The sequence below is a fragment of the Ramlibacter tataouinensis TTB310 genome, from assembly GCF_000215705.1.
In the GTDB taxonomy this organism is placed as follows: Bacteria; Pseudomonadota; Gammaproteobacteria; order Burkholderiales; family Burkholderiaceae_C; genus Ramlibacter; species Ramlibacter tataouinensis.
The window spans coordinates 2,464,249-2,486,939 of sequence record NC_015677.1 but is presented as its reverse complement, the minus strand read 5'-3'; the positions used below and the strand labels follow the sequence as shown (position 1 = coordinate 2,486,939).

Genomic DNA, 22,691 nt, shown 5'->3' with positions numbered 1-22,691 from the left:
TCAGGCCAGGCCCAGGAACTCGCTCGCCGTCAGCCCGCCGTCGGGCCCACCTTCCAGCTCGTGCGAGGCCAAGGTGGTCCGGTCGCCCAGGGTCGCGGCCGCACCCAGCTCCTGCAGCATGGCCTGCGAGCAGGCCATGCGCCAGCCCTGGGTGCGGCACAGGTCCAGCAGCATGTCAGCTTCGGCCAGCGCGGGGCCGGACAGCAGCACGTCGTCGGCGCCGGCATGCAGCGGGTCGCCCAGCTGCAGCGCCGTGATGGGCCCGCTGTGCAGCACCACCGCCGCGGTGTGGGTCAGCTCGGCCGGAGCGGACGAGCCGGCGGCGACGGCCACCGGACGCGTGCCGGCCAGGGCCAGGGCGGCACGCGCGGCGCGCAGCGCGGCATCGTGCACCGGCCGGCTTTCGTCGTCGGCGAACACCGCCATCAGCCGCTCGCCCTGCAGCGTCAGATGCTTGGCGCCGAACACGTACTGCACGTCGCGGGCATGCTGCAGCGCCTGGCGCACCGCGGAAAAACCCAGGCGCGAGGCCAGCTCGGCGACCCCGGTTCCCAGCACGTCGATCAGGGCCACGGTGGCCATGGGGTAGTGGCGCTCGCCCGCCGACGCCTCGGCGGCGTTCCAGCGCAGATTGAGTTCGGCGGCGAGCTGGTGCTCGTAGCGGGTGGACAGGTTGTGCTTCTGCGCGTCCATGGCCGCCACCAGCTTGGGCACCAGCGTCTGCTGCGCGTGGGTCTGGTGCACCTCGCTCTTGGCCAGCAGCGCGGCCACGGCCTCGCGCAGTTCGGCGAAGCTGAACGGCTTGGTCAGGTAGTCGTCGGCGCCGGCATTCATGCCCTGGCGCACCTGGGTGCGCTCGGCCAGCGAGGTCAGCAGGATCACCGGCGTGCCGGCGATGGTCGGGTCGCTGCGCAGCGCCGCCAGCACCTGGTAGCCGTCCAGGCCGGGCATCATCACGTCGCACACCAGCAGGTCGGGATGGTGCGATTGGGCCATCGCCAGGCCGGTCTGGCCATCGGTGGCCTCCAGCACCTGGTGTCCGGCCTTGCTGAGGGCCTGCACCGCCGCGAACCGCTGGAGGCGGTCGTCTTCGACCACGAGTATGAGCGCCATGGGGCGTGATTGTGCCCGCCCGGGCTAGGCTTGCGGATGAGCAACGGGCACAATCGGCACCGCATGACTCTCGCTCCCGCTCCATGACCGCCGCCCGCGCGCCGGCACGCCACGGGCTGACGTCCTACCTGGCCTTCGCCTTCTCGGTGATGTCGGTGCTGCTGGCCGTCACCCTGAGCGTGGTGGGCGAGCGCGCCGGGGGCGAGCAGGTCCGCTCCGATATCGGCGCCAACCTGGCCGAACTGGCCAACCAGACCACCAGCCGGCTGGACCGGTCCATGTTCGAGCGCTACCGCGAGGTTGGCCTGATGGCCCGGCGCCTGGGCGAGCTGCCGCCGGACGAACTGCAGGCCGAGGTGGACGAGCTGCAGGCCAGTTACCGCTATTACGCCTGGATAGGCGCCACCGACCAGTTCGGCCTGGTACGCGCCGCCAGCCAGGGGATGCTGCGCGGGGTCGACGTGTCGGCGCGGCCCTGGTTCAGGAACGCCCTGGCCGGCGTGCACCTGGGCGACGTGCACGACGCGCTGCTGCTGTCCAAGCTGCTCGGCCGCACGGACGGCGAGCCGCTGCGCTTCTTCGACGTGGCGTTCCCCATGCGCGACGCCCAGGGCCGCATCACCGGCGTGCTGGGCGCGCACGTGTTCTGGGACTGGGCGGCGGATGCGCGCCAGGCCATCTTCCGTCCTGACGGCCGGGCCGATTCGATCCAGCCACTGATCGTGTCCGCCGCCGGCCTGGTCCTGCTGGGCCCCAAGGACCTGGAGGGCCAGCGCCTGGAACTGCCCAGCCTGAAGCACGCGGCGTCGGGCTCGAACGGCTACGACGTCGAGACCTGGCCGGATGGCCGCCGTTACCTGGTGGGCTATGCGAAGACCCAGGGCTACGAGACCTCTCCCGGCCTGGGCTGGACGGTGCTGGTCCGCCAGGACCTGGCCGAGGCCTACCAGCCGGCCCGCGACCTGCAGGAGCAGCTGCTGGGATGGGGCCTGGCCATGGCGGTGCTGTTCAGCCTGATGGGATGGGCGCTGGCGCGGGCGCTATCGCGGCCGCTGCTGGGCCTGGCCGGGGCGGTGCGCGACCTGGAGGCCGGCGTGGCCCACCGGGTGCAGCCGTCCAACGCCTTCCGCGAGGTGGAGGTGCTGGGGACCGCCTTCAACTCGATGGTGGACAAGCTGCAGCGCAACCAGGCCGAGATGCGCGAGCTCAACACCTTCCTGGAGCGCCGAGTGACCGAGCGCACCGCCGAGCTGTCCAGCGCCTTCGAACGGGTGCGCGCCAACGAGAAGCGCATCCAGGTGATCCTGGAAAGCGCGCAGGACCCGTTCGTGGCGGCGGACCTGGACGGGCGCGTCATCGAATGGAACACCCGGGCCGAGGCGCTGTTCGGCTGGGGCCGCGAGGAGGTGCTGGGCCGCTCGCTGGACCGGGTGCTGCAGCCCGCGCGCTATGCCGGCTTGCTGGACGCGTTCCTCAAGCGGTTCCGCGAGACCGGACGCGGCATCGCTGCCGACCGGCCGCTGGAACGCGTGGTGGTGGACCGGCGCGGCCGCGAGATCACCGTGGAGGTGCGGCTGGGCCTGGTGGACACCGGCGGCGAGCGTTTCTTCAGCGCCTTCCTGCACGACATCTCGGCGCGCAAGGAGGTCGAGCGGCTGAAGAACGAGCTGATCTCCACCATCTCGCACGAGCTGCGCACGCCGCTCACGGCCATCCATGGCTCGCTCAGCCTGCTGCAATCGGGCATGGGCGGCGAGCTGCCGCCCGACGCCCGGGAGCTGGTGGACATCTCCACCCAGAGCTCGGACCGCCTGATCCGGCTGGTGAACGACGTGCTGGACGTGGAGAAGATCGCCTCGGGCCGCATGAACTACGACATGAGGCCCTGCCAGGTGGCGACCGTCGTGATGCAGGCTATCCGCGACGTGCAGCCCTATGCCGACGAGTTCGGCGTGAAGGTGCTGCTGGAGCGGGCCGAGGATGCCACGGTGCTGGGCGACCCGGACCGGCTGATGCAGGTGGTGATCAACCTGCTGTCCAATGCCACCAAGTTCTCGCCGCGGGGCGGCTCGGTGACGGTGTCGGTCACCGCGGCCGGGGCCGCCGTGCGGGTGGGGGTGGCGGACCACGGCCCCGGCATCCCCGAGGAGTTCCGCGGCCGCATCTTCGAGCGCTTCACCCAGGCCGACTCGTCGGACCGCCGGCAGAAGGGCGGCACCGGCCTGGGCCTGAACATCTGCCGCAGCATCATCCAGGCGCACCACGGCCGCATCGACTTCGACAGCGAGCCGGGCGTGCGCACCGAGTTCTGGTTCGAGCTGCCGCAGGCGCCCGCCGGCGGCTGAACTTCAAACGCCTGCCGCGGCCATCGCCTTCAGTGTCTCCTGGACGGCGGACCGGACCGTTTCGGCGGCGCCGGGGTCGCCGGCGGCTGGCGCCTCCAGGAACGCGGCCTCCGCGGCGGCCGCGGCATCCGACAGCCGCTGCGCCCCCATCATCGCCGCGGAGCTCTTGAGCGTGTGGAAGAGGCGGACGACCTCGCTGCGGGGCATGTCCGCCACCCGGAGCAGGTTCACGCCGGCGTTCTCGAGGCTGCGCCGGAACGTCGGCACGGTGGCGCGGTACAGCTCCACGTCGCCGTCCAGCCGTGCCAGGGCCGCGTCCGCGTCGAAGAAAGGAAGTTCGAATGCAGCCGGTGTCGCCCCGCGGCGCGTGTGCGTCTGCAGCAATGCCACCAGTTCCGGCAGCTCGAAGGGCTTGCCGATGTGCGCGTCCATGCCGGCATCGACGCACTCCTGCACCTGCGCGGGCAACGCGTTGGCGGTCATGGCGATGATGGGCAGCCGCGTCATGCGCAGGCGGGTCCGGATCTCGCGGGTGGCGGTATAGCCGTCCATCACCGGCATCTGGATGTCCATCAGCACGGCGTCGTAGGCGGGCCGCGCGCGCTGCACCATGTGGACGGCTTCGGCGCCGTGCTGGGCCAGCGCGACCTCGGCCCCCTGGCTCACCAGGAGTTCGCGCGCCACCTGCTGGTTGACATCGTTGTCCTCGACCAGCAGCAGCCGCAGGCCCAGCAGCGGGCCGCGCCGCTCGGCCGCCGGGGGCGGGGCGGCTGGCGTGTCCGCGGCCTGGGCGTCGCGCAGGGCGTCCGCCAGCATCGATGCGGTCAGCGGCTTGACCACGAAGCCGTCCAGCAGTGCCTGCTCGTGCGCCGGACGCCGTGCCAGCAGCCCGCGTCCGTGCGCGGTGGCCATGACGATCAGCGGCGGCCGCTCGCCCCGGTCCATGAGGGGGTGGAGGGCGCCGATCATCTTCCAGCCGACGAAGACCGCGTCGTAGCCGGTGCGGCTGTCCTGGCGTGCCGTCATGGCGGCGAGCGCCTGCGCGCCGCCGTCCGCCACGTCGGCCTGCCAGCCCAGCGTCCGTGCCAAGCCTGCCAGCGTCTCGCGCGCGCCGCGATGGTCCTCGACGAACAGCACGCGCGTGGGGCGCTGCACGGTGCCTGGCATGGCCGGCATGGGCGCGGCGGCATCCTCCGCCGGCAGGAGCAGATCGAAGCCGAAGCGGCTGCCGCGCCCGGCGGCGCTGTCCACCTGGAGCTCGCCGCCCATCAGGGCCACCAGCTTGCGGCAGATCGCCAGCCCCAGGCCGGTGCCGCCAAAGCGGCGGGTGGTCGAGCTCTCGGCCTGGCTGAAGAGCGCGAACAGGCGCTCCTGCTGCTTGGGCGAGATGCCGATCCCCGTGTCCTCCACCTGGATGCGCAGCCGCACTGCGTGGGGCAGGCGTTCGACTACCCGCAGGCGCACCACGACCTGGCCCCGGTCGGTGAACTTGATGGCGTTGCCCGCCAGGTTGATCAGGACCTGGCGAAGCCGCATGTCGTCGCCAGTCAGGCGCGACGGCAGCTGCGGGTCGACGTCGAACAGCAGCTCGACGTCCTTCTCGCCCACGTTGGCCGCCAGGATGATGGACAGGTCGCGCAGCAGGGCGTCCACGCTGAACGGCCGCGGGTCGAGCGCCAGCTTGCCGGCTTCGATCTTGGAGAAGTCCAGCACGTCGTCCAGCAGGCTCAGCAGGGCCCGCGCGGCCGACTGGGCCTTGGTGGCGTAGTCGCGCTGGCGCGTGTCCAGCGCCGTGGTGTGCAGCAGGGCCAGCATGCCCAGCACCGCGTTCATCGGGGTGCGGATCTCGTGGCTCATGTTCGCCACGAACTGGCTCTTGGCCTGGCTGGCCTGCAGTGCCTCGTCGCGGGCTTGCTTCAGCTCGGTGACGTCGAAGGCCAGCACGAAGAACCCGCGCGTGCGCATGCCATCCATGTCCGGGATGTAATGCACCAGCCGGGTGACCGGCTGGCCCGACGGATCGCGCTCCTCCTCCTGGAACTGCTGCGGCTGGCCGGCCAGCACCTGCTCGATTTTCGGGGTGCGCATCACCAGGCGGTCGGCGCCGATGATCTCGGCCAGGTGGCGGCCGATGACGTCGTTCCTCTCCCAGCCGAAGCTTTCGCAGAAGAAGCGGTTGGCGAACCGCACGCTCAACTCGCGGTCGCAGTACGAAACGCGGGCCGGCAGGTTGTCGGTCACCACGCGCAGCATGGTCTCGCTGGCCTGCAGCGCGGACTGGGCGCGGCGGCTCTCGGTCACGTCCTGCACGGCGCCCAGCAGGCGCACCGAGCGGCCGTCCCGCCGCTCGACGTGGCCCAGGTTGCGCACCCAGCGGCGCCCGCCCGCCAGCGTGAGCGGCAGCTCGATGTCCCAGGGCTCGCCCGTGGTGATGCAGTGGCGCGCCAGCTCCTCGATGCGCCTGCGCTCGGGCGCGTCGAACAGCGCGACGATGTCGGCGGGGCCGGCCGCCTGCGCCTCGCCCAGCGCCAGGATGCGGCGGACCTGCCGCGACAGCCGCAGGGCGCCGGTGCGCAGGTCCAGCTGCCAGCCGCCGACGCCGCCGATCTGCTCGGCCTGCTCCAGGAAGGCCTCGTTCTCCTGCAGGCGGCGCTCGGCCAGCTTGCGTTCGGTCACGTCCAGCGCCAGCTCCAGGAAGCCGGTGAGCTGGCCGCCCGCGTCGTGGGTGGGCTGGAGTTCCGTCGCCGACCAGTAGGCGCCGCCGTCCTTGCGGCGGTTCAGGATCTCCACGCTGGCCGCCCGGCCCTGGAGGACGGCGCCATGCAGGACGGCCCGGGCCCGCGCATCGGCATCCGGATGGGCCAGCAGCTCGCTCGGCCTGCGACCCAGCGCCTCGCGCGCCGAGTAGCCGGTGATCCGCGTGAAGCCGTCGTTGATCCACTGGATGCGCTGCTGCGCATCCATGCCGAACGCCGCATTGGAGGTGCGCTCGACCACGCGCGCCATGCGCTCCAAGTCCGCCGTGATCCTGCGGGCCAGCGCCAGGGCGCGCGCCCGGCCCTGCATGAGCAGCCAGGCGAGCAGCGCCAGCAGCAGGCTGGCCGCTGCCCCCGCGGCGGCGATGGTCGGCGCCCCGCTGCCGCTTGCGGTGCGTTCCAGCTCGGGCGTGCTGGCGATGCGCAGGGTCAAGGCGCGGCCGCCCACCACCAGGGCACGATCGGTGGCGAACAGCGCGCCACCGGGCTGCGCCGCTGCGCCGGTGCCGCGCGCATCCGAGTCGAACAGCAGCAGCCCGTCCTCGGGTTGGCCGTCATACAGCCGGAAGCCGAGCTGGAACTCGACGAAATCGGTGGTCCCGCGCAGCACCTCCGCGGCAACGATGGGCGCGTAGACCAGGCCCACCAGGTCGGCGCTGCGGTGCGAAGCCGAGGTGTGCTCCGGGCTGCGGTAGACGGGGACGAACAGCAGCCACCCCGGGCTGCGCTGCTCGTCCTGCACCAGGGTGATCGGGCCGGTGATCGCGCTGGCGCCGGTGGCGATGGCCCGCTCGGCGGCCTCGCGCCGCACCGGGTCGGCGCCGACGTCGTAGCCCCAGGCCGGCCGGTTGGCGGCCAGCGGCTCCACGTACTTGATGACCAGCAGGTCGGCGCTGCCGCTGGTGTGCACCTGGAACCGCGGCGCGGCGTCGGCGCGCTCGCGCGCGATGAAGCGGTCCAGCTGCGCGCGGGGGACCCGCTCGATGAAGCCGAAGCCGCGGATGCCGGGGAACTCCCCCGGAAGGTCGCGTGCCGCCACGTAGCGGCGGAATTCCGCGCGGCCGAGCGGGCCGTCGCGCACCGCGAAGGCAGCCCGCGCCCCCTTCAGCCCGTACTCGGGCAGGACGATGCGGCGCGCCACCTCGGCCTGCAGGCGCTCGACGTGGCCGTCGAAATGGGCGCGCGCCTCGGCCAGCGCGGCGCGGCGGGACGCCTGCACGGCCGAGTAGGTGACGGCCAGCCCCGCCAGCAGGATGGCGGCCGGCGCCAGCCACGCCAGGGAGCGGTGCTGCGGCCGCGGGCTGCTCGCGGTGTCTTCCCGGTCCCTCATTTCGTCTCCACCTGCGCCTGCAGGCCCTTGCGCTTCATCTCACCCCACTTGGCCTCGCGCTGCGTGGCCCAGCGCCACAGGCCGACCAGGCGCCACCAAGCGTTGAGCTGGCGGTAGCCGAAGTTCTCGGCGACCACCACCAGGGCCAGCAGGCTCAGCTGGCGCATGCGCGGGTAGATGTGGAAGGCCATCTCCTCCAGCAGCAGGCCGGAGGCGGACAGCAGGATGCCCAGGCCGATGGCCACGAACAGGAAGACGGCGAAGGCGTCCCAGGACACCAGGCCGAAGGCATAGGCGAACGCCATGAAGATGTAGCCTCCCAGTTCCACCACCGGGCCCAGCCACTCGAACAGCACCATGAAGGGGAAGGCGATCCAGCCCGGCGCGCCGCCGTGCCGGCTGAACATCAGCCGCCAATGCGGCGCCAGGCTCTCGGACAGCCCGCGCTGCCAGCGGATGCGCTGGTTGGCCAGGGTGGCGCGGTCCTCCGGCACCTCGGTCCAGCACACCGGGTCGGCCACGAACTCGATGCGGTAGGGGCGGCCGCGCTCGCGCAGCATGCGGTGGATGCGCACCACCAGCTCCATGTCCTCGCCGATGGTCTTGCGGCGGTAGCCGCCGGCGGCCACCACCACGTCGGTGCGGAACAGGCCGAAGGCGCCCGAGATGATCAGCATGGCGCCCAGCTGCGACCAGCCCAGGCGGCCGAACAGGAAGGCGCGCAGGTACTCCACCACCTGGAACAGCGCCCAGGGGTTGGACGGCAGGCCCACCTGCGTCAGGAAACCGGCCTCCACCTTGCAGCCGTTGGCCGGCCGCACCGTGCCGCCGGTGGCCACCACCCGCGGGTCGCGCAGGAAGGGGCGGGCTACGCGCTGCAGGCTGTCGCGCGCCAGCAGGGAGTCGGCGTCCACGCCGCAGAACAGCGGGTGCCGCGCCAGGTTGATGCCGGCGTTGAGCGAATCGGCCTTGCCGCCGTTGTCCTTGTCGATCACGCGCAGGTTGGCATGCAGGCGCGAGCGGTACACCTGGCGCACCGGCTGGGTCTGCAGGCGCGGGTTGACCGCCTCGGGAAAGGGGTAGAGGTCGAACTCGCGCCGCAGCACGTCCAGCGTGCCGTCCTTGGAGCCGTCGTTGACGACGATGATCTCGAACTCGGAATACTCCAGCTGCAGCATGGAGCGCAGCGAAGCGGCGATGTTGGCCTCCTCGTTGTAGGCCGGCACCAGCAGGCTGATGGCCGGCTCCAGGCCGGTGAACACCTGCGGCAGCTCGTCCAGCACGCGCTCCTGCTGGCTGTGCCACAGGCTGACCATCGACAGCAGGTTCAGCAGCAGGTAGCCGGTGTTGAGCAGCACGAAGTAGCCCAGCACGAACCAGGTCGCGAAATCGACGACCAGGCGCGAGCTCATCATGCCGCGGCCTCCAGGTCGGCCAGCACGTGCCGCACCACGTCGCGCCCGCCGGGGCGCTGCAGCTGCAGCTGCCGCAGGTCGTCGGGCCGCAGGAAGGGCAGGGCCGCCAGGCCGCGGGCGGCCGCCAGCCGGACCTCGAAGCGGCCGTCCTCCAGCAGGGCGGCCAGCGCCGGCACGTCGTCCGGGCCGGCCAGGCGGGCCAGGGTGGTGGTGGCCTGCTGCCGCACCTGCCAGGTGGGGTGGGCCAGCAGCGGCCGCACCGCCTGCAGGGCCTGGTCGTCATGGGCCAGCGGCAGCGCGGCCCAGATCACTTCGGGCCGGCGCCTGGGATCCAGCAGGGTCCGCAGCACCCGCGGCGGCAGCTGCAGCCGCAGCGCCTCGGCCAGGCGCAGGCCGCGCAGCGCCTCCGGCGGCGGCAGCGAGGGCAGCACCTTGACCAGCAGCAGCCAGAAGGCCTGGCGCCCGCCGGCCAGGAACGAGGCGACCCGGCTGGTGTCCCAGTCGTGGCGCGAGAGGATCAGCGGCATCAGCTGCTGGGCGGCGGCCAGGGGGTCGATCTGCACCAGGGCGCGCGCCGCGTTCACCGACAGCAGCGGCAGGGGCCGGCCGGCGGTGCGCAGCAGCGCCTCCCAGGCCGGGCGATGCCGCAGGCTGCCCAGCGCCAGCGTGGCCAGCAGCTGCCCCGGCCGCGAGCCGCGCGAGAGCATGCGCTGCGCCATGTCGGGCACCTGCAGGCGCAGCGCCACTTCATTGAGCTGGTCGGCGGCGCCGCCGCGCAGCGACTCCTGCAGGTACAGCCACAGGCGCAGGAAATGTTCCCCATCGCGCCGCCGCAGCGGCGGCAGCGGCAGGCCGGCATCCTCGGCCGCCACCACCGACAGCAGGGCCGGCCGCCACAGCGCCACGAAGCGCTGCCAGCGCGCCTCGCGCCGGCGCGAGGCCAGGCGCAGGCCGACGATCAGCAGGCAGACCAGCAGCACCAGCGCGGTGGCGACGACGCCGGCCCAGAAGGCCGCGATCAGGTACGGGTCAGAAAGCGAACTGGAGCCCAAGCGACGCACCCGTGCGGGTGTAGAAGCTGCCCTGCCGGGTGCGGCCCAGGCTCCACAGCAGGGCGGCCTGGGGCGACAGGCGGTGCCGCCCCAGCAGCGCCAGCGAGCGCACCTCGGCCAGGACGATGCGGTCTTCGCCCAGCTGCGTCGCCTCGTCGCCGCGCGCCGCGATGACGCCCACCGAGCTGTCCGGCGCGTAGTACCAGCTGCCGCGCAGCTCGAAAGCGTGGGTGTCCTGCCCCAGCGCGCGCGCCGGCGTCCAGCCGGCCAGCAGGCTGTAGTCGCCGAAATAGCGCTCCAGCGCCAGCCGGCCTTCGTCGACGTCGGTGGCGTCGTAGCGGGTGTGGCGGGCGCCGCCGTGCAGCAGCCAGCCGGGCGAGAACTCGTACTGCAGCGCCCCGCCCAGGCTGCCTTTGGGCAGCACGCGGTGCGTGGGGCTGGCGCTGGCCTGCAGGCTGCCCGTGAGGCGCTGCGACAGCGGGCGGCTGTAGCCCAGGCGCAGCTGGGTGTCGTCCAGGCCGAAGCGCCGCGTCTGCGCCAGCCCCAGCTCGGCCGCCTCGCGTGGCTGCCATTGGCGGCTGAGCTGCAGCGTGAGCTCGCGCCAGTCGGTGTTGCCCTTGTCCAGCTCGCTGTGCTCGGCCTGCAGCGTGACGCGGTCGACCGGGACCGCGACCGGCGGCGTGTTCTGCGCCTGGGCCAGCCCGGCCAGCCCGGCTAGCAGCGCGGCGGCGCGAATCTTCATGCCGGGTTGCGCACGAAGCGCTTGACCCGGGCCAGCAGCTCGTTGGGCTGGAAGGGCTTGAGCACGTAGTCGTTGGCGCCGGCCTCCAGCGCGCGGACGATGTCGCGCTCCTGGGTCTTGGCGGTCAGCATGATCACCGGCACCGCCTGCCAGCCGGGCTGGGCCCGCAGCAGCGTCACCAGCTGGAAGCCGTCGTAGAACGGCATCATCACGTCCAGCAGGGCGAAGGCCGGCGGGGGCAGCGTCTCGATGAGTTCCTTGCCGTGGCGGCCGTCGCGCGCCAGGTGCACCTGGTAGCCCTGGCGCTCCAGCATGAACTGCAGCAGGTGGGCGATGTGCTCGTCGTCTTCGACCACCAGGGCCGACGGGGAGGGGGACTGGTTCTCGGTCATGGCCGCTTACTTGCAGCCCCGACTCTACCAGCCGCACGTGCCAACACAACAGCAACAAGCCCGCGCCGGGCCTGGCTGTGGCTTAAAGCGCGTAGAACTGGACGCGGTAGTAGATCCGGGGGCGGCCTTCGGTGCGGCGGATGGTGATGCGGGCGCCGCTTTGCAGCTGCAGTCCGAAGAATTGGTAGTCGGCGACCAGGCCGCCGGCGCGGGCCGGCTTGAGCCGCATCTCGACCCGTGCGCCATAGGCGGGCTGCCGGGACTGCACCAGCGTCCAGGCATCCGGATCGGGCGCGAGGGTCTGCCAGGCCTGCACCTGCAGGCCACGCCGGCCGTGCCCAGCCGACCGCCAGTGCAGGCCCAGGTCCAGCCCCGGACGCTGCAGGCCCGGCCGGTCGGGTGTGCCGGCGGCGGCGGGCCGCACGGCGGCCATGAAGCCGAGCGGGGAACGAGGGGTCGGGAACCAGCTGGCGGCCACCTGCTGCGACGTCATGGCCAGCCCGTCCACCGGGTCGGGCCGGGACTCCTGGGTGACCACCAGGGACGGCAAGGCCGCCTGCGCCACCGTGACGGCTTCGTCGGGCCGTTCGGATGATTCGGATGCGAATGCCTGGCTGCCCGGCGCCATGGCCAGGCAAGCCCACAAGGGCCACCACCCCGTGACCCATCCCTTCCCATTTGCACCTGCCGCAACCGTGTTCATTGAACACCTCCCTCGCGGATGCAAATCTAGGGCTGCGGCTCAAGCTGGGCTGTGGGAATTCGCCGACCCAGGGCGTGGGACCGTGGCTGAGGTTGAAAGGGGTGGCGCGGGGGTGGGAAGGAAGTAGCCTGAGCGTTGGCCCTTTGAGCAGGCCTACAGCGCAGGGCTTGACCTGTTATTCGAAGCTGTCAGGCGAGCGCACTTCCCGGACAGGCCCTCGCGATACACATCACTCTTTGCTAGCGAGTCAGTCTCCGGGGCTGTCGCTTTTCGGGCCGCGTACTGCTCCGGCATCGGTTCCATTGCGGGGATCATTCGAGCCCACAAAGGTGAGTGGCCGTCTGTCGAGCGGACCGCCTGCGAACTTCGAGAGAAAGAGAGGAGGGGTTGACGAGCCTTACCCCCGGCACTGGCTCCACAGTTAGGGCTGCTTGGTTCCCCACCTGACCCGGTTGGCCGCTTCACCATGCGGGGAGGCCCGTCGGTACCGATTGTAGGCGAGGGCGGTGGCCCCGGATGCGGCGGGGTTCATCGTGCAACGCCGAGCAGCAGGCGCGGCAGGCGCAGGAGGGCACGAGGGCGCCCCGTAGAATCGACCCGATGTCCTACCTCGTGCTCGCCCGCAAGTACCGGCCCAAGACCTTCAGCGAGATGGTGGGCCAGGAGCATGTGGTGCAGGCCCTGTCCAACGCGCTGGGCCAGCAGCGGCTGCACCACGCCTACCTGTTCACCGGCACCCGCGGCGTGGGCAAGACCACGGTGTCGCGCGTGCTGGCCAAGTCGCTGAACTGCCAGGGCCCTCATGGCCTGGGCGGCATCACCGCCCAGCCCTGCGGCGCCTGCCAGGCCTGCACCGAGATCGACGCCGGCCGCTTCGTCGACTACACGGAGCTGGACGCCGCCTCCAACCGCGGCGTGGACGAGGTGCAGGCGCTGCTGGAGCAGGCCGTGTACAAGCCGGTGCAGGGCCGCTTCAAGGTCTTCATGATCGACGAGGTGCACATGCTCACCGGGCATGCGTTCAACGCCATGCTCAAGACGCTGGAGGAGCCGCCCGAGTACCTCAAGTTCGTGCTGGCCACCACCGACCCGCAGAAGGTGCCGGTGACGGTGCTCTCGCGCTGCCTGCAGTTCAACCTGCGGCCGATGGCGCCCCAGACCGTGCAGGAGCACCTGGCCCGGGTACTCGAAGCCGAGGGCGTGCCTGCCGACGAGCCCGCGCTGCGCCTGCTGGCGCGGGCGGCGCGCGGCTCCATGCGCGACGCGCTGTCGCTGACCGACCAGGCCATCGCCTTCGGCGGCGGCCGCGTGGAGGAGGCGGCGGTGCGCCAGATGCTGGGCAGCGTGGACCGCAGCCACGTGTTCCGCCTGATCGCCGCGCTGGCCGGGGGCGACGGCCGCACCGTGGTGGAGACCGCCGAGGCGCTGCGGCTGCACGGCCTGAGCGCGGCCTCCACGCTGGAGGAGATGACGGCCGTGCTGCAGCGCATGGCGGTGCTGCAGGCGGTGCCGCAGGCCGAAGACCCGTCCGACCCCGAGGCCGCCGAGACCGCGCGCCTGGCGGCGGCGATGCCGGCCGACGAGACCCAGCTGCTGTACAGCCTGTGCCTTCATGGCCGCGCCGAGCTGGGCCTGGCGCCCGACGAATACGCCGCGCTGACCATGGTGCTGCTGCGCCTGCTGGCCTTCAAGCCGGGCGCACAGGCGCCGGCCCCGGCCCCCGCCGCGGCCCCGGCGGAAAAAAAAACTCTAGCTGAAGCGCGGCCCGCGCCCGCCCCCGCGCGGACCCTGGCGCCCGCCGCCGCGCCGCTGCAGGCGCCCGCCCCCGCGCGCACCGCGGTGCCGGCGGTCGGCGCGCCGCCCGGGCAGGTGCTGCCGGTGGTGGTGCCGGCCGCCCGGCCGGTGCCGCCGCGGCCCCTGGGCCGGCCCGACGGCCGCCCGGCCAGCGAGGTGGTGGGCGTGCCGGTGCGCGTGCAGTCCGAGTCGCCGCGCGAGGCCGCGGCCCAGCGCGCGCCGGCGCCCCTGGTGCCCACCGAGGAGGGCGACTTCTGGCATGCCACCGTGCAGCAGCTGGTCGCCTCCGAGGCGGTGACGGCCCTGGTGCGCGAGCTGGCGCTGCAGTCGCAGCTGGTGGCGCGCGACACCGACCACTGGCTGCTGCGCGTGGAGCGCGAGTCGCTCAACCAGCCGGCCAGCCGCGACAGGCTGCAGGCCGCGCTGCGCGCCGCCGGCCATGCCGTCAGCCTGGGCGTGGAGGTCGGCGCCGTGACCGACAGCCCGGCGCGGCGCAACGCGCAGGCCGCCGCCGAGCGCCAGCGCGCGGCCGAGGAGATCATCCACGGCGACCCGTTCGTGCAGCAGATGATGCGTGACTTTGGCGCGAGAATCGTGCCCGGAAGCATCAAGCCCCTCACCAACGGCTGACCCCCTCAGCCTCAGCAAAGGATTTCGCACATGTTCAACAAGGGACAGCTGGCCGGTCTGATGAAGCAGGCCCAGGCCATGCAGGACAACCTGAAGAAGGCCCAGGACGAGCTCGCCACCATCGAGGTGACCGGCGAGTCCGGCGCCGGCCTGGTCAAGGTGACCATGACCTGCAAGCACGACGTCAAGCGCGTCGCCATCGACCCCAGCCTGCTGGCCGACGACAAGGACATGCTGGAGGACCTGGTGGCCGCCGCCTTCAACGCCGCGGTGCGCAAGGCCGAGGAGACCTCGCAGGAGAAGATGGGCAAGATCACGGCCGGCATGCCGGGCCTGCCCGGCGGCATGAAATTCCCCTTTTAGTGTCCGGCAGCCTCCAAGCCCTGGTCGAGGCCTTGCGGCGCCTGCCCGGCGTGGGCGCCAAGTCGGCCTCGCGCATGGCTTTCCACCTGCTGCAGCACGACCGCCAGGGCGCCCAGCTGATGGCCCAGGCGCTGCAGCAGGCCGTGGCCAGCGTGCGCCACTGCAGCCGCTGCCACACCTTCACCGAGGACGAGGTCTGCGAGGTCTGCCGCAATCCGCAGCGCGACGCGTCCAAGCTGTGCGTGGTGGAGACGCCGGCCGACCAGGCCGCAGTGGAGCGCACCGCGGCCTACAGGGGCCTGTACTTCGTGCTCATGGGCAAGCTCAGCCCGCTGGACGGCATCGGCCCCAAGGACATCGGACTGGCCAAGCTGTTCGAGCGCGCCGCCGACGGCCAGGTGCAGGAGGTGATCCTGGCCACCAACTTCACGGCCGAGGGGGAGGCCACGGCGCACGTGATCGGCGAGGCGCTCAAGGCGCGCGGCCTGAGGGTGACGCGCCTGGCGCGCGGCGTGCCGGCCGGCAGCGAGCTGGAGTACGTGGACCTGGGCACGATCGCGCACGCGCTGGTGGACCGGCGCTAGAAAAAATCACAAGAGGAGAAGAAGAGGATGGGGTTCGCAAGATTCACCGTGGCCTACTGGTGCGTGCTGATCGCCGCACTGCTGCCCATCGCGTGCGCCGGCCTGGCCAAGTGGCGGGGCTTCGGCAGGCCGCGCCGGGAGGGGGGCTACGACAACCATGAGCCGCGCGCCTGGCTGGCCAGGCAGACCGACTGGCCGGCGCGCGCCAATGCGGCCCAGGCCAACAGCTTCGAGGCGCTGCCGTTCTTCATCGGCGCGGTCATCATCGCCCACCAGCTGAGGGCGTCCCAGACGCTGCTGGACATCCTGGCGCTGCTGTTCATCACGCTGCGCGTCATCTACATCGCCATGTACGTGGCCGGGCTGCCCAGCGTGCGCAGCGCGGTCTGGCTGGCGGCGCTGGGCGTGAACGTGGCCATCCTGTTCGTGGGCTACCGCTAGGCCCAGAAGTCGTTACGTGGAAACCCGCACGGGATGTTCCCGATGCGGGTCGCAGCCACGCTGCTAACCTCGTCCGGCAGAACGAACAACAGGAGAGGTCGCCATGGACGAGACACGCGCGCATGCATGCACCACGCGCCGCCGGTTCGCGGCGGTGGCCGCGGCGGCTGCGGCGGCCGTGGCGGCGCCCGCGCTGCGCGCGCAGGGCAAGCCCGAGAAGACCCGGGTCACCATCGCCGTGGGCGGCAAGGCGGCCTTCCGCTGCCTGCCGCTGACCATCTCCGAGCAGCTCGGGTATTTCCAGGCGGAGGGGCTGGACGTCGAGGTCATCGACGTTCCCGCCGGCGCGGCGCCGGTGCAGGCGATCGCCGCGGGTGCCGCCGACGTGGTCAGCGGCGCCTACGAGCACACCATCCAGCTGCAAAGCAGGAACCAGTTCTTCCAGGCTTTCGTGCTGCAGGGCCGCGCGCCGCAGGTGGCCGTGGGCGTGTCCACGCGCACCTTCCCCAGCCTGCGCAGCGCGGCCGACCTGCGCGGCCGGCGCATCGGCGTGTCGGCGCCCGGCTCGTCCGCCAACATGGTGGCCCATGCGGTGCTCGCGCGCGCCGGCGTGAAGGCCGGCGAGGTCAGCTACGTCGGCGTGGGCACCTCGGCCGACGCGCTGGCGGCCCTGCGCTCGGGCCAGATCGACGCCATGAGCAACACCGACCCGGTGATGACCATGCTGGAGCACCGGGGCGAGGTCAGGATCATCGGCGACACCCGCACGCTCAAGGGCACGCGCGAGGTGTTCGGCGGCCCCATGCCGGCCGGCTGCCTGTACGCGCCGCAGGAGTTCGTGCAGAAGAACCCCAACACCTGCCAGGCCCTGGCCAACGCCATCGTGCGTGCCCTCAAGTGGCTGCAGACGGCGGGGCCCAGCGACATCATCAAGACCGTGCCCGAGGCCTACCTGCTGGGCGACCGGGCGCTGTACCTGGCCGCCTTCGACAAGGTGCGCGAGGCGATCTCGCCGGACGGCGTGCTGGCCGACGACGGTGCCCGCACGGCGGTCAAGGCCCTGGCCAGCTTCGAGCCCACGGTCAAGGCCGACAAGATCGAGCTCGCGCGCACCTACACCAACGATTTCGCCCGGCGCGCCAAGGACAAGTTCAAGGCCTGAGGATCAGCCAACCGCCTCGGTCGGCCGCGTCGCCAGGTACAGCGGCTCGCGCACGCCCGGCCGCAGCAGCTGCAGCACGCCGTCGCGGCCGATGCGCTCGGCGCCCAGCACCCGCACCGCGTGCTGCTGCTGCAGGCCCAGCGCGACCACGATGCGTCGGTCCAGCGCGGTGGTGCTGCCGGCCACCCCCAGGTAGCCGCGGCGCACCCGCCCATGGCGCATCAGCTGCGGGATCACCCAGGCGGCCGTGTCGATGGCGACGGCGAAGCAGATGGCCTGGGCGCCCGCGATGATGGCGGTGTTGACGCCGATCACCTCGGCCCTGGAGTTGAGCAGCGGCCCGCCCGAGTTGCCCGGGTTGAGCGCCGCGTCGGTCTGGATCACGTCGGGGATGAGGCGGCCGGTGCTGGCGCGCATGCTGCGGCCCATGGCGCTGACGATGCCGGCGGTCACGGTGTGTTCGTAGCCCAGCGGGTTGCCGATGGCCACGGCGATCTCGCCGCGGCGGACCGTGGCCGACGATCCCAGCGCCGCCGGCGACAGCGCGCCTTGCGACAGGCCGTCGATGTGCAGCAGGGCCAGGTCGGTGTGCGGGTCGTCGCCCACCCAGCGGGCGGCGAACTCGCGGCCGTCGCTGAAGGACGCGCTGGCCCGGCGCCCGGGACCGGGGGGCTCGGGACGGCCGGCGCGCACGACGTGCGAGTTGGTCAGCAGGTAACCGTCCTGGGTGAAGACGAAGCCCGAGCCGGCGCCCTGCGCGCGGCCTGCGGCGTCCTGCAGGCGGACCGCGGCCACGCTGGGCGCGTTGGCCGCGCTGCGGGCGCCGGTGATGGATCTGTCGCAGCGGCCCGCCGGGTCCGCGGACGGCGGCGACTAGCGTCAGGCCTTCACGGCAGGCGCGGCCTCAGCGGCGGCGCGTGGCGGCCGCCGGCCGCCGCGGCGCAGCCTTGATGGCCGTGCGCGGCTTCGATGCGGCCGCGCGTACCGGCAGGTACAGGACCACCTGCTGGCCGGTGCGGAACAGCGCCGTCGAGCCCACCTTGTTCCAGTCGGCCACCTGCGTGGCGCTGAGCCGGTAGCGCCGGGCGATGCTGGCGACCGATTCATTCGCGCCGGCGCGCACCACGGTGCGGCGGGTCACCACCTCCGGAGACAGGTTGAGCTGCCCGTTGTCCGCGACATGGCCGGTCACGTCGCGGTCCAGCTTGCCTTCGCGCGGCGCCAGCACCACCGACCCGGCCCGGATCCGCATGCGTGGCGGGATGTTGTTGATGGCGCGGAAGTCCGCCTCGCTCATGCCGACCCGGCGCGCGGCCTCGGTGACGCTCATGGTGGCCGGCGCGGTCCAGGCCGCCCAGCTGGCATAGCGCCCGGCGGTGTAGCCCTCGAAGTTGCGCCGGAACACCGTCGCGTTGTCCCAGGGCAGCAGGATCTGCGGCGTGCCGGCCGCGAAGATGACCGGGCGGCTGAGCGAGGGGTTGAGCGCCTTGAAATCCTCCAGCGCCACGTCGGCCAGCTTGGCGGCCAGCGCCACGTCGATGTCGCGCGTGATGGTCACGCTCTGGAAGTAGGGGTGGTTCTCGATCAGCGGCAGCTCGGTGCGGAACTGTTCGGGCCGCGCCACGATGTTCTTGACCGCCTGCAGCTTGGGCACGTAGTTGCGCGTCTCGTGCGGCATGTCCAGGTCGGTGTAGCCGGCGGGCCGGCCCCTCTTCTGGTTGCGCGCGATGGCCCGGCCCACGCTGCCCTCGCCCCAGTTGTAGGCGGCCAGCGCCAGGTGCCAGTCGCCGAACATGCCATGGAGCTTCTGCAGGTAGTCCAGCGCGGCGCGGGTGGAGGCCAGCACGTCGCGCCGGTCGTCGCGGAACACGTTCTGCTTGAGTTCGAAGTAGGTGCCGGTGGCCGGCATGAACTGCCACATGCCGGCGGCGCGCGCGCTGGAGACGGCCTCGGGGTTGAAGGCGCTCTCGACGAAGGGCAGCAGCGCCAGCTCGGACGGCATGCCGCGGCGCTCCAGCTCCTCGACGATGTGGAACAGGTACTTGCGCGAGCGCTCCGTCATGCGCTGGATGTAGTCGGGCCGTGACGAGTACCACTGTTCCTGCTGGCGCACTAGCTGCGAGTCCAGCGCCGGCATGGCGAAGCCGCGGCGGATGCGGTCCCACAGGTCGGCCGGCGGCAGCAGCGAGGCGACCTCCTGCGAGGCGGCTTCGGCCGCGGTGATGGGCTGCAGCGGCCCGCTGGGGATGACCGGCGGCAGCGGCAGGGGCGGCGCCGGCGTCGCGGCCGGCGCCTCGGCGACGGGTGCAGGGTCGGCAGGAGGGAGGGGGGAGGTGACGGGGGTGTTGGCGCAGCCGGCCAGCCAGAGCAGCAGGCTCGCCAGGCCGGCAAAGTGGAATCTTTTTGTCATCGGTACTCGTTTTTCCATTGGCGGATCGCGGCAAACACGCCGACATCATCCCCGGGCCGGGTGCCGTTGAAGGCCTCGGCCGCGTGCCGCACCCCGCTCTCGCGCGTGCGCAGGAACGGGTTGATGCGCTTTTCCTGGGCCACCGTGGTGGGCAGGGTGGGCTGCCCCTGGCTGCGCAGCGCTTCGCAGTGCTGCGTGTAATCGACCAGCTCGGCATTGCCGGGTTCCACCGCCCGCGCGAATTTCAGGTTGGCCAGCGTGTATTCGTGGGCGCAGCACACGCGCGTGTCGCCCGGCAACGCCGCCAGCGCATCCAGCGAGGCCAGCATCTGCGCCGGCGTGCCCTCGAACAGCCGCCCGCAGCCGCCCGAGAACAGCGTGTCGCCGCAGAACAGCAGCGGCGTGCCGTCCACGTCGGGACCAGCCGCCGCTGGGCCGCCCCGAGGCGGCTGCGCCCCCCCGGGGGGCAGCGACGAAGGAGCGTGGGGGTCATGAAAGTAGGCGATGTGCCCGGCCGTGTGGCCGGGCACGTCCAGCACCTGGAATGACAGGCCCAGCGCCCGCACCACGTCGCCCTGCGCCACCCGGGTGAGCGGCTCCGGGATGGTCTCGCGCGCGGGGCCGTACACCGTGGCGCCGGTCGCCCGGCGCACCTCCTCCAGGCCGCCGATGTGATCGGGGTGGTGGTGCGTGACTAGAATCGCCTCCAGTTGCAAACCGGCCTGCCGCAGCGCGGCCAGCACGGGCTGTGCGTCGCCCGGGTCCACCACCAGAGCCCGATGCCCGTCGTGCAGCAGCCAGAGATAGTTGTCCTGGAACGCGGGCAGGGGGAGTAACTTCATGAGCGAGCCGATTATAGGAATGCACCAGTGGTTCGAGACGCCGCCCGGCCGCTACCTGCTGGCCTGGGAGCAGGCCGAATTCGACCGGGCCGTGGGCGACATCTTCGGCTATCACGCGCTGCAACTGGGCCTGCCCGAGCTCGAGACGCTGCGCGCCAACCGCATGCCGCGCCGGTGGCTGGGTGTGGCGCGCGCCCAGGGCCCGCACGCCCGCATGCCCGATCTGGTGACCGATTTCGCGGCGCTGCCGTTCGAAGCCAACAGCCTGGACCTGGTGGTGCTGCCGCACTCGCTGGAATTGAGCGACGATCCGCATGCCACGCTGCGCGAGGTCGAGCGCGTGCTGGTGCCCGAGGGCAAGGTGGTGATCTGCTGCCTCAACCCGGCCAGCCTGTGGGGCCTGCGCCAGCGCCGCGCCCACCTGTACCGGCGCCTGGGGTTCGGCCAGCTGTACCTGCCCGATGCCGGCGAGTTCATCGGCTACCGGCGGCTGCGCGACTGGCTGCGCCTGCTCAGCTTCGAGGTAGAAACCGGCAGCTTCGGCTGCTGGCGTCCGGCCATGGCCACCGAGAAATGGCTGAATCGCTACGAGTGGGTGGACCGCATCGGCGCGCGCTGGTGGCCGATTTTCGGCGCCGTGTACTTCATCGTGGCGGTCAAGCGCGTGCGCGGCGTCAAGCTGATGCGCGCGTGGAAGCGGCGCGCCAGCATGAGCGCCGCGCCCGTGCCCCTGGCCAACCGCAGCCACCGCACCCCCGCCTCCGAGGAAGCCTGAGAACCGCGTGAACCACATCGAGATCTACACCGACGGCGCCTGCAAGGGCAACCCGGGACCCGGCGGCTGGGGCGTGCTGCTCAAGTCCGCAGGCACCGAGAAGGAAATGTTCGGCGGCGAGCTGGGCACCACCAACAACCGCATGGAGCTGACGGCGGTGATCCAGGCGCTGGGCGCGCTCAAGCGGCCTTGCAACGTCACCCTCTACCTGGACAGCCAGTACGTCCTCAAGGGCATGACCGAGTGGCTGCCCGGCTGGAAGGCCAAGGGCTGGCGCACGGCTGGCAAGACGCCGGTGAAGAACGTCGAGCTGTGGCAGCAGCTGGACAAGCTGGTGCGCGAGGGCGGCCACACCATCGACTGGCGCTGGGTGCGTGGCCACAACGGCGACCCCGGCAACGAGCGTGCGGACGCGCTGGCCAATCGCGGCGTGGCGCAGGCGCTGGGCCGCTGAGACCGCGCGGGCCGAACTTTTCACGCCTGAGCCGCTCATTCCTCGCGGGGCGGTCGTGTAAAGCGCGGGTAAAGGCCTGCGGGCAGTCGCGCTGCTACATTGGCGGGTGGTTACCAACCATCACAATCCACGAGGACGTTCTCCCCTTCATGGCATCGAAACCCCTCTACATCGTGGTGGCTGCGGTGGGCATCGCCGCCGCGTCCGGCGCGGCCTGGTGGTACCAGAACAAGCCGGCCGCACGCCCTGATGCGGTGGCCGCCGGCAATGGCGGGGCGGCGGTGCCGGCTTCCAGCGCCGGCCCGGCGCGGCCGCCGGCTGTGGAGGTGGCCCGGGTGGAGGTGGTGCGCCTGTCCGACGAAGCGCAGGCGGTGGGCACCCTGCGCTCGCGCCAGAGCGTGGTGCTGCGCCCCGAAGTCAGCGGCCGCGTGGTGCGCCTGAACTTCCGCGACGGCGACCGGGTGCGGCGCGGGCAGCTGCTGGTGCAGCTGGACGACAACCTGCCGCGCGCCCAGGTGCAGCAGGCCCAGGCCGAGCTGTCCATCGCCCAGGCCAACCACAAGCGCAACCAGGAGCTGGTGGCGCAGAACTTCATCAGCCAGCGCTCGGTCGACGAGAGCGGGGCCGCCCTGCAGGTGGCCCAGGCCAAGCTGGCCCTGGCCCGGGCCACGGCCGACCGCCTGCGCATCGTCGCGCCGTTCGACGGCATCGCCGGCATCCGCAGCGTCAACGTGGGCGACTACCTGCGCGACGGCACCGATATCGTCAACATCGAGGACCTGGACACCCTCTACGTGGACTTCCGCCTGCCCGAGCGCTTCCAGACCAAGGTGCGGCGCGGCCAGACGGCGCTGGTGGCCATGGACGCGCTGCCCGACCGCCAGTACAGCGCCGTGGTGCAGGCCATCGACCCGCTGGTGGATGCCAACGGCCGCTCGGTGGGCATCCGCGGCTGCATCGACAACCGGCACCTGCAGCTGCGCCCGGGCATGTTCGCCCGCATCACGGCGGTGTTCGGCGAGCGCGACAACGCGCGCCTCGTGCCGGAGGAGGCGCTGGTGCCGCAGGGCACGCGCCAGTTCGTCTACAAGCTGGTCGACGGGCCGGACCAGGACACCCGCATCGCGCGGCGTGTCGAGGTCAAGGTCGGCCTGCGCCAGCCCGGCCGGGTGGAGATCACCGAGGGCCTGCAGCCCGGCGAGGTGGTGGTGGTCGCCGGCCAGCAGCGCATCCAGCGTGACGGCATGCCGGTGCGCGTGGCCGAGATGCCGCGCAACGGCGGCGCCACGCCCGTTGCGGCCGTCCTGCCGTCACGCGCCGCCGGGGCCCAGGCCGAGGTGCCGCGTCCGGCGGGGCCCAATCCCTGCGCCCAGGCTCCGTCCCGCTGA

Annotated in this window: 18 protein-coding genes, 1 other RNA gene and 1 pseudogene; 9 read left to right on the top strand and 11 right to left on the bottom strand. The window is 72.1% G+C overall.

All coding sequences use genetic code 11. The annotated features are described in order from the left end of the window. Nucleotides 1–1,113, bottom strand: coding sequence for a response regulator transcription factor (locus tag RTA_RS19820; protein ID WP_013901668.1), 1,113 nt, complete (start codon nucleotides 1,111–1,113; stop codon nucleotides 1–3). Nucleotides 1,114–1,196: 83 nt separating this feature from the next. Between RTA_RS19820 and RTA_RS11965 the strand changes: the two genes are divergently transcribed. Beyond that, nucleotides 1,197–3,458, top strand: coding sequence for a sensor histidine kinase (locus RTA_RS11965; protein ID WP_041675449.1), 2,262 nt, complete (start codon nucleotides 1,197–1,199; stop codon nucleotides 3,456–3,458). A 3-nt stretch (nucleotides 3,459–3,461) separates the two neighbouring features. Here the strand turns inward: RTA_RS11965 and RTA_RS19815 are convergent, their stop codons facing one another. The 7 genes from RTA_RS19815 to ffs form a co-directional block, all read right to left on the bottom strand. Then, a complete protein-coding gene (locus RTA_RS19815) occupies nucleotides 3,462–7,544 on the bottom strand; it encodes a CHASE domain-containing protein (RefSeq protein ID WP_013901666.1) in 4,083 nt (1,360 codons plus the stop codon). Then, nucleotides 7,541–8,959 carry a glycosyltransferase family 2 protein gene (locus RTA_RS11955; protein WP_013901665.1) on the bottom strand — a complete coding sequence of 473 codons (1,419 nt, stop codon included), beginning with the start codon at nucleotides 8,957–8,959 and terminating at the stop codon, nucleotides 7,541–7,543. The genes RTA_RS19815 and RTA_RS11955 overlap by 4 nt, the downstream gene beginning before the upstream one ends. Then, the gene (locus RTA_RS11950) at nucleotides 8,956–10,011 is read right to left on the bottom strand and encodes a HEAT repeat domain-containing protein (RefSeq protein WP_013901664.1); all 1,056 of its coding nucleotides are present in this window, start codon (nucleotides 10,009–10,011) and stop codon (nucleotides 8,956–8,958) included. Before RTA_RS11950 ends, RTA_RS11955 begins: the two co-directional genes overlap by 4 nt. Then, on the bottom strand, nucleotides 9,989–10,753 hold the full coding sequence (locus RTA_RS11945) for a YaiO family outer membrane beta-barrel protein (protein WP_013901663.1): 765 nt from the start codon (nucleotides 10,751–10,753) through the stop codon (nucleotides 9,989–9,991). The genes RTA_RS11950 and RTA_RS11945 overlap by 23 nt, the downstream gene beginning before the upstream one ends. After that, nucleotides 10,750–11,145, bottom strand: coding sequence for a response regulator transcription factor (locus RTA_RS11940; protein ID WP_013901662.1), 396 nt, complete (start codon nucleotides 11,143–11,145; stop codon nucleotides 10,750–10,752). The genes RTA_RS11945 and RTA_RS11940 overlap by 4 nt, the downstream gene beginning before the upstream one ends. An 82-nt stretch (nucleotides 11,146–11,227) precedes the next feature. Next, nucleotides 11,228–11,773, bottom strand: coding sequence for a hypothetical protein (locus RTA_RS19810; RefSeq protein WP_143762966.1), 546 nt, complete (start codon nucleotides 11,771–11,773; stop codon nucleotides 11,228–11,230). Nucleotides 11,774–12,234: 461 nt separating this feature from the next. Beyond that, nucleotides 12,235–12,331, bottom strand: an RNA gene (gene ffs, locus RTA_RS20345) — signal recognition particle sRNA small type. 117 nt (nucleotides 12,332–12,448) lie between these two features. On the opposite strand from ffs, the gene dnaX reads away from it, so the two are divergent. The 5 genes from dnaX to RTA_RS11910 all read left to right on the top strand — a co-directional run bounded on the left by dnaX (nucleotide 12,449) and on the right by RTA_RS11910 (nucleotide 16,822). Further along, nucleotides 12,449–14,272 carry a DNA polymerase III subunit gamma/tau gene (dnaX, locus tag RTA_RS11930; protein WP_041675446.1) on the top strand — a complete coding sequence of 608 codons (1,824 nt, stop codon included), beginning with the start codon at nucleotides 12,449–12,451 and terminating at the stop codon, nucleotides 14,270–14,272. A gap of 30 nt (nucleotides 14,273–14,302) precedes the next feature. Next, complete coding sequence (locus RTA_RS11925) at nucleotides 14,303–14,635, top strand: YbaB/EbfC family nucleoid-associated protein (RefSeq protein WP_013901659.1); 333 nt, start codon at nucleotides 14,303–14,305, stop codon at nucleotides 14,633–14,635. Next, nucleotides 14,635–15,219: a recombination mediator RecR gene (recR, locus tag RTA_RS11920; RefSeq protein ID WP_041675443.1), complete on the top strand. Its 585-nt coding sequence runs from the start codon at nucleotides 14,635–14,637 to the stop codon at nucleotides 15,217–15,219. Before RTA_RS11925 ends, recR begins: the two co-directional genes overlap by 1 nt. 27 nt (nucleotides 15,220–15,246) lie before the next feature. Further along, the gene (locus RTA_RS11915; protein WP_013901657.1) at nucleotides 15,247–15,660 is read left to right on the top strand and encodes an MAPEG family protein; all 414 of its coding nucleotides are present in this window, start codon (nucleotides 15,247–15,249) and stop codon (nucleotides 15,658–15,660) included. A gap of 103 nt (nucleotides 15,661–15,763) precedes the next feature. Next, a complete protein-coding gene (locus RTA_RS11910) occupies nucleotides 15,764–16,822 on the top strand; it encodes an ABC transporter substrate-binding protein (protein WP_013901656.1) in 1,059 nt (352 codons plus the stop codon). Between the two features lie 105 nt (nucleotides 16,823–16,927). Here RTA_RS11910 and RTA_RS11905 read toward each other — a convergent pair. From RTA_RS11905 to gloB, 3 genes and pseudogenes are all read right to left on the bottom strand, one after another. Next, nucleotides 16,928–17,587 (bottom strand): annotated as a pseudogene (locus tag RTA_RS11905) (S1C family serine protease); the annotation flags it as partial. A gap of 139 nt (nucleotides 17,588–17,726) precedes the next feature. Next, nucleotides 17,727–19,232 carry a transglycosylase SLT domain-containing protein gene (locus RTA_RS11900; RefSeq protein WP_013901654.1) on the bottom strand — a complete coding sequence of 502 codons (1,506 nt, stop codon included), beginning with the start codon at nucleotides 19,230–19,232 and terminating at the stop codon, nucleotides 17,727–17,729. Further along, nucleotides 19,229–20,074 carry a hydroxyacylglutathione hydrolase gene (gene gloB, locus RTA_RS11895; RefSeq protein ID WP_013901653.1) on the bottom strand — a complete coding sequence of 282 codons (846 nt, stop codon included), beginning with the start codon at nucleotides 20,072–20,074 and terminating at the stop codon, nucleotides 19,229–19,231. Before gloB ends, RTA_RS11900 begins: the two co-directional genes overlap by 4 nt. Here gloB and RTA_RS11890 point away from each other — a divergent pair. From RTA_RS11890 to RTA_RS11880, 3 genes are all read left to right on the top strand, one after another. Next, nucleotides 20,073–20,849 (top strand): class I SAM-dependent methyltransferase, encoded by a 777-nt coding sequence (locus RTA_RS11890; RefSeq protein WP_013901652.1) that lies wholly within the window; start codon nucleotides 20,073–20,075, stop codon nucleotides 20,847–20,849. The genes gloB and RTA_RS11890 overlap by 2 nt on opposite strands. A 7-nt stretch (nucleotides 20,850–20,856) precedes the next feature. Then, the gene (gene rnhA / locus RTA_RS11885) at nucleotides 20,857–21,303 is read left to right on the top strand and encodes a ribonuclease HI (protein ID WP_013901651.1); all 447 of its coding nucleotides are present in this window, start codon (nucleotides 20,857–20,859) and stop codon (nucleotides 21,301–21,303) included. A gap of 149 nt (nucleotides 21,304–21,452) precedes the next feature. After that, nucleotides 21,453–22,691: an efflux RND transporter periplasmic adaptor subunit gene (locus tag RTA_RS11880; protein WP_013901650.1), complete on the top strand. Its 1,239-nt coding sequence runs from the start codon at nucleotides 21,453–21,455 to the stop codon at nucleotides 22,689–22,691.

Bases quoted from the DNA above. Each gene is read 5' to 3' on its own strand.
- RTA_RS19820 (WP_013901668.1), bottom strand. From the start codon at position 1,113: ATGGCGCTCATACTCGTGGTCGAAGACGACCGCCTCCAGCGGTTCGCG.
- RTA_RS11965 (WP_041675449.1), top strand. From the start codon at position 1,197: ATGACCGCCGCCCGCGCGCCGGCACGCCACGGGCTGACGTCCTACCTG.
- RTA_RS19815 (WP_013901666.1), bottom strand. From the start codon at position 7,544: ATGAGGGACCGGGAAGACACCGCGAGCAGCCCGCGGCCGCAGCACCGC.
- RTA_RS11955 (WP_013901665.1), bottom strand. From the start codon at position 8,959: ATGATGAGCTCGCGCCTGGTCGTCGATTTCGCGACCTGGTTCGTGCTG.
- RTA_RS11945 (WP_013901663.1), bottom strand. From the start codon at position 10,753: ATGAAGATTCGCGCCGCCGCGCTGCTAGCCGGGCTGGCCGGGCTGGCC.
- RTA_RS11940 (WP_013901662.1), bottom strand. From the start codon at position 11,145: ATGACCGAGAACCAGTCCCCCTCCCCGTCGGCCCTGGTGGTCGAAGAC.
- RTA_RS19810 (WP_143762966.1), bottom strand. From the start codon at position 11,773: ATGGCGCCGGGCAGCCAGGCATTCGCATCCGAATCATCCGAACGGCCC.
- dnaX (WP_041675446.1), top strand. From the start codon at position 12,449: ATGTCCTACCTCGTGCTCGCCCGCAAGTACCGGCCCAAGACCTTCAGC.
- RTA_RS11925 (WP_013901659.1), top strand. From the start codon at position 14,303: ATGTTCAACAAGGGACAGCTGGCCGGTCTGATGAAGCAGGCCCAGGCC.
- RTA_RS11915 (WP_013901657.1), top strand. From the start codon at position 15,247: ATGGGGTTCGCAAGATTCACCGTGGCCTACTGGTGCGTGCTGATCGCC.
- RTA_RS11910 (WP_013901656.1), top strand. From the start codon at position 15,764: ATGGACGAGACACGCGCGCATGCATGCACCACGCGCCGCCGGTTCGCG.
- RTA_RS11900 (WP_013901654.1), bottom strand. From the start codon at position 19,232: ATGACAAAAAGATTCCACTTTGCCGGCCTGGCGAGCCTGCTGCTCTGG.
- RTA_RS11890 (WP_013901652.1), top strand. From the start codon at position 20,073: ATGAGCGAGCCGATTATAGGAATGCACCAGTGGTTCGAGACGCCGCCC.
- gloB (WP_013901653.1), bottom strand. From the start codon at position 20,074: ATGAAGTTACTCCCCCTGCCCGCGTTCCAGGACAACTATCTCTGGCTG.
- RTA_RS11880 (WP_013901650.1), top strand. From the start codon at position 21,453: ATGGCATCGAAACCCCTCTACATCGTGGTGGCTGCGGTGGGCATCGCC.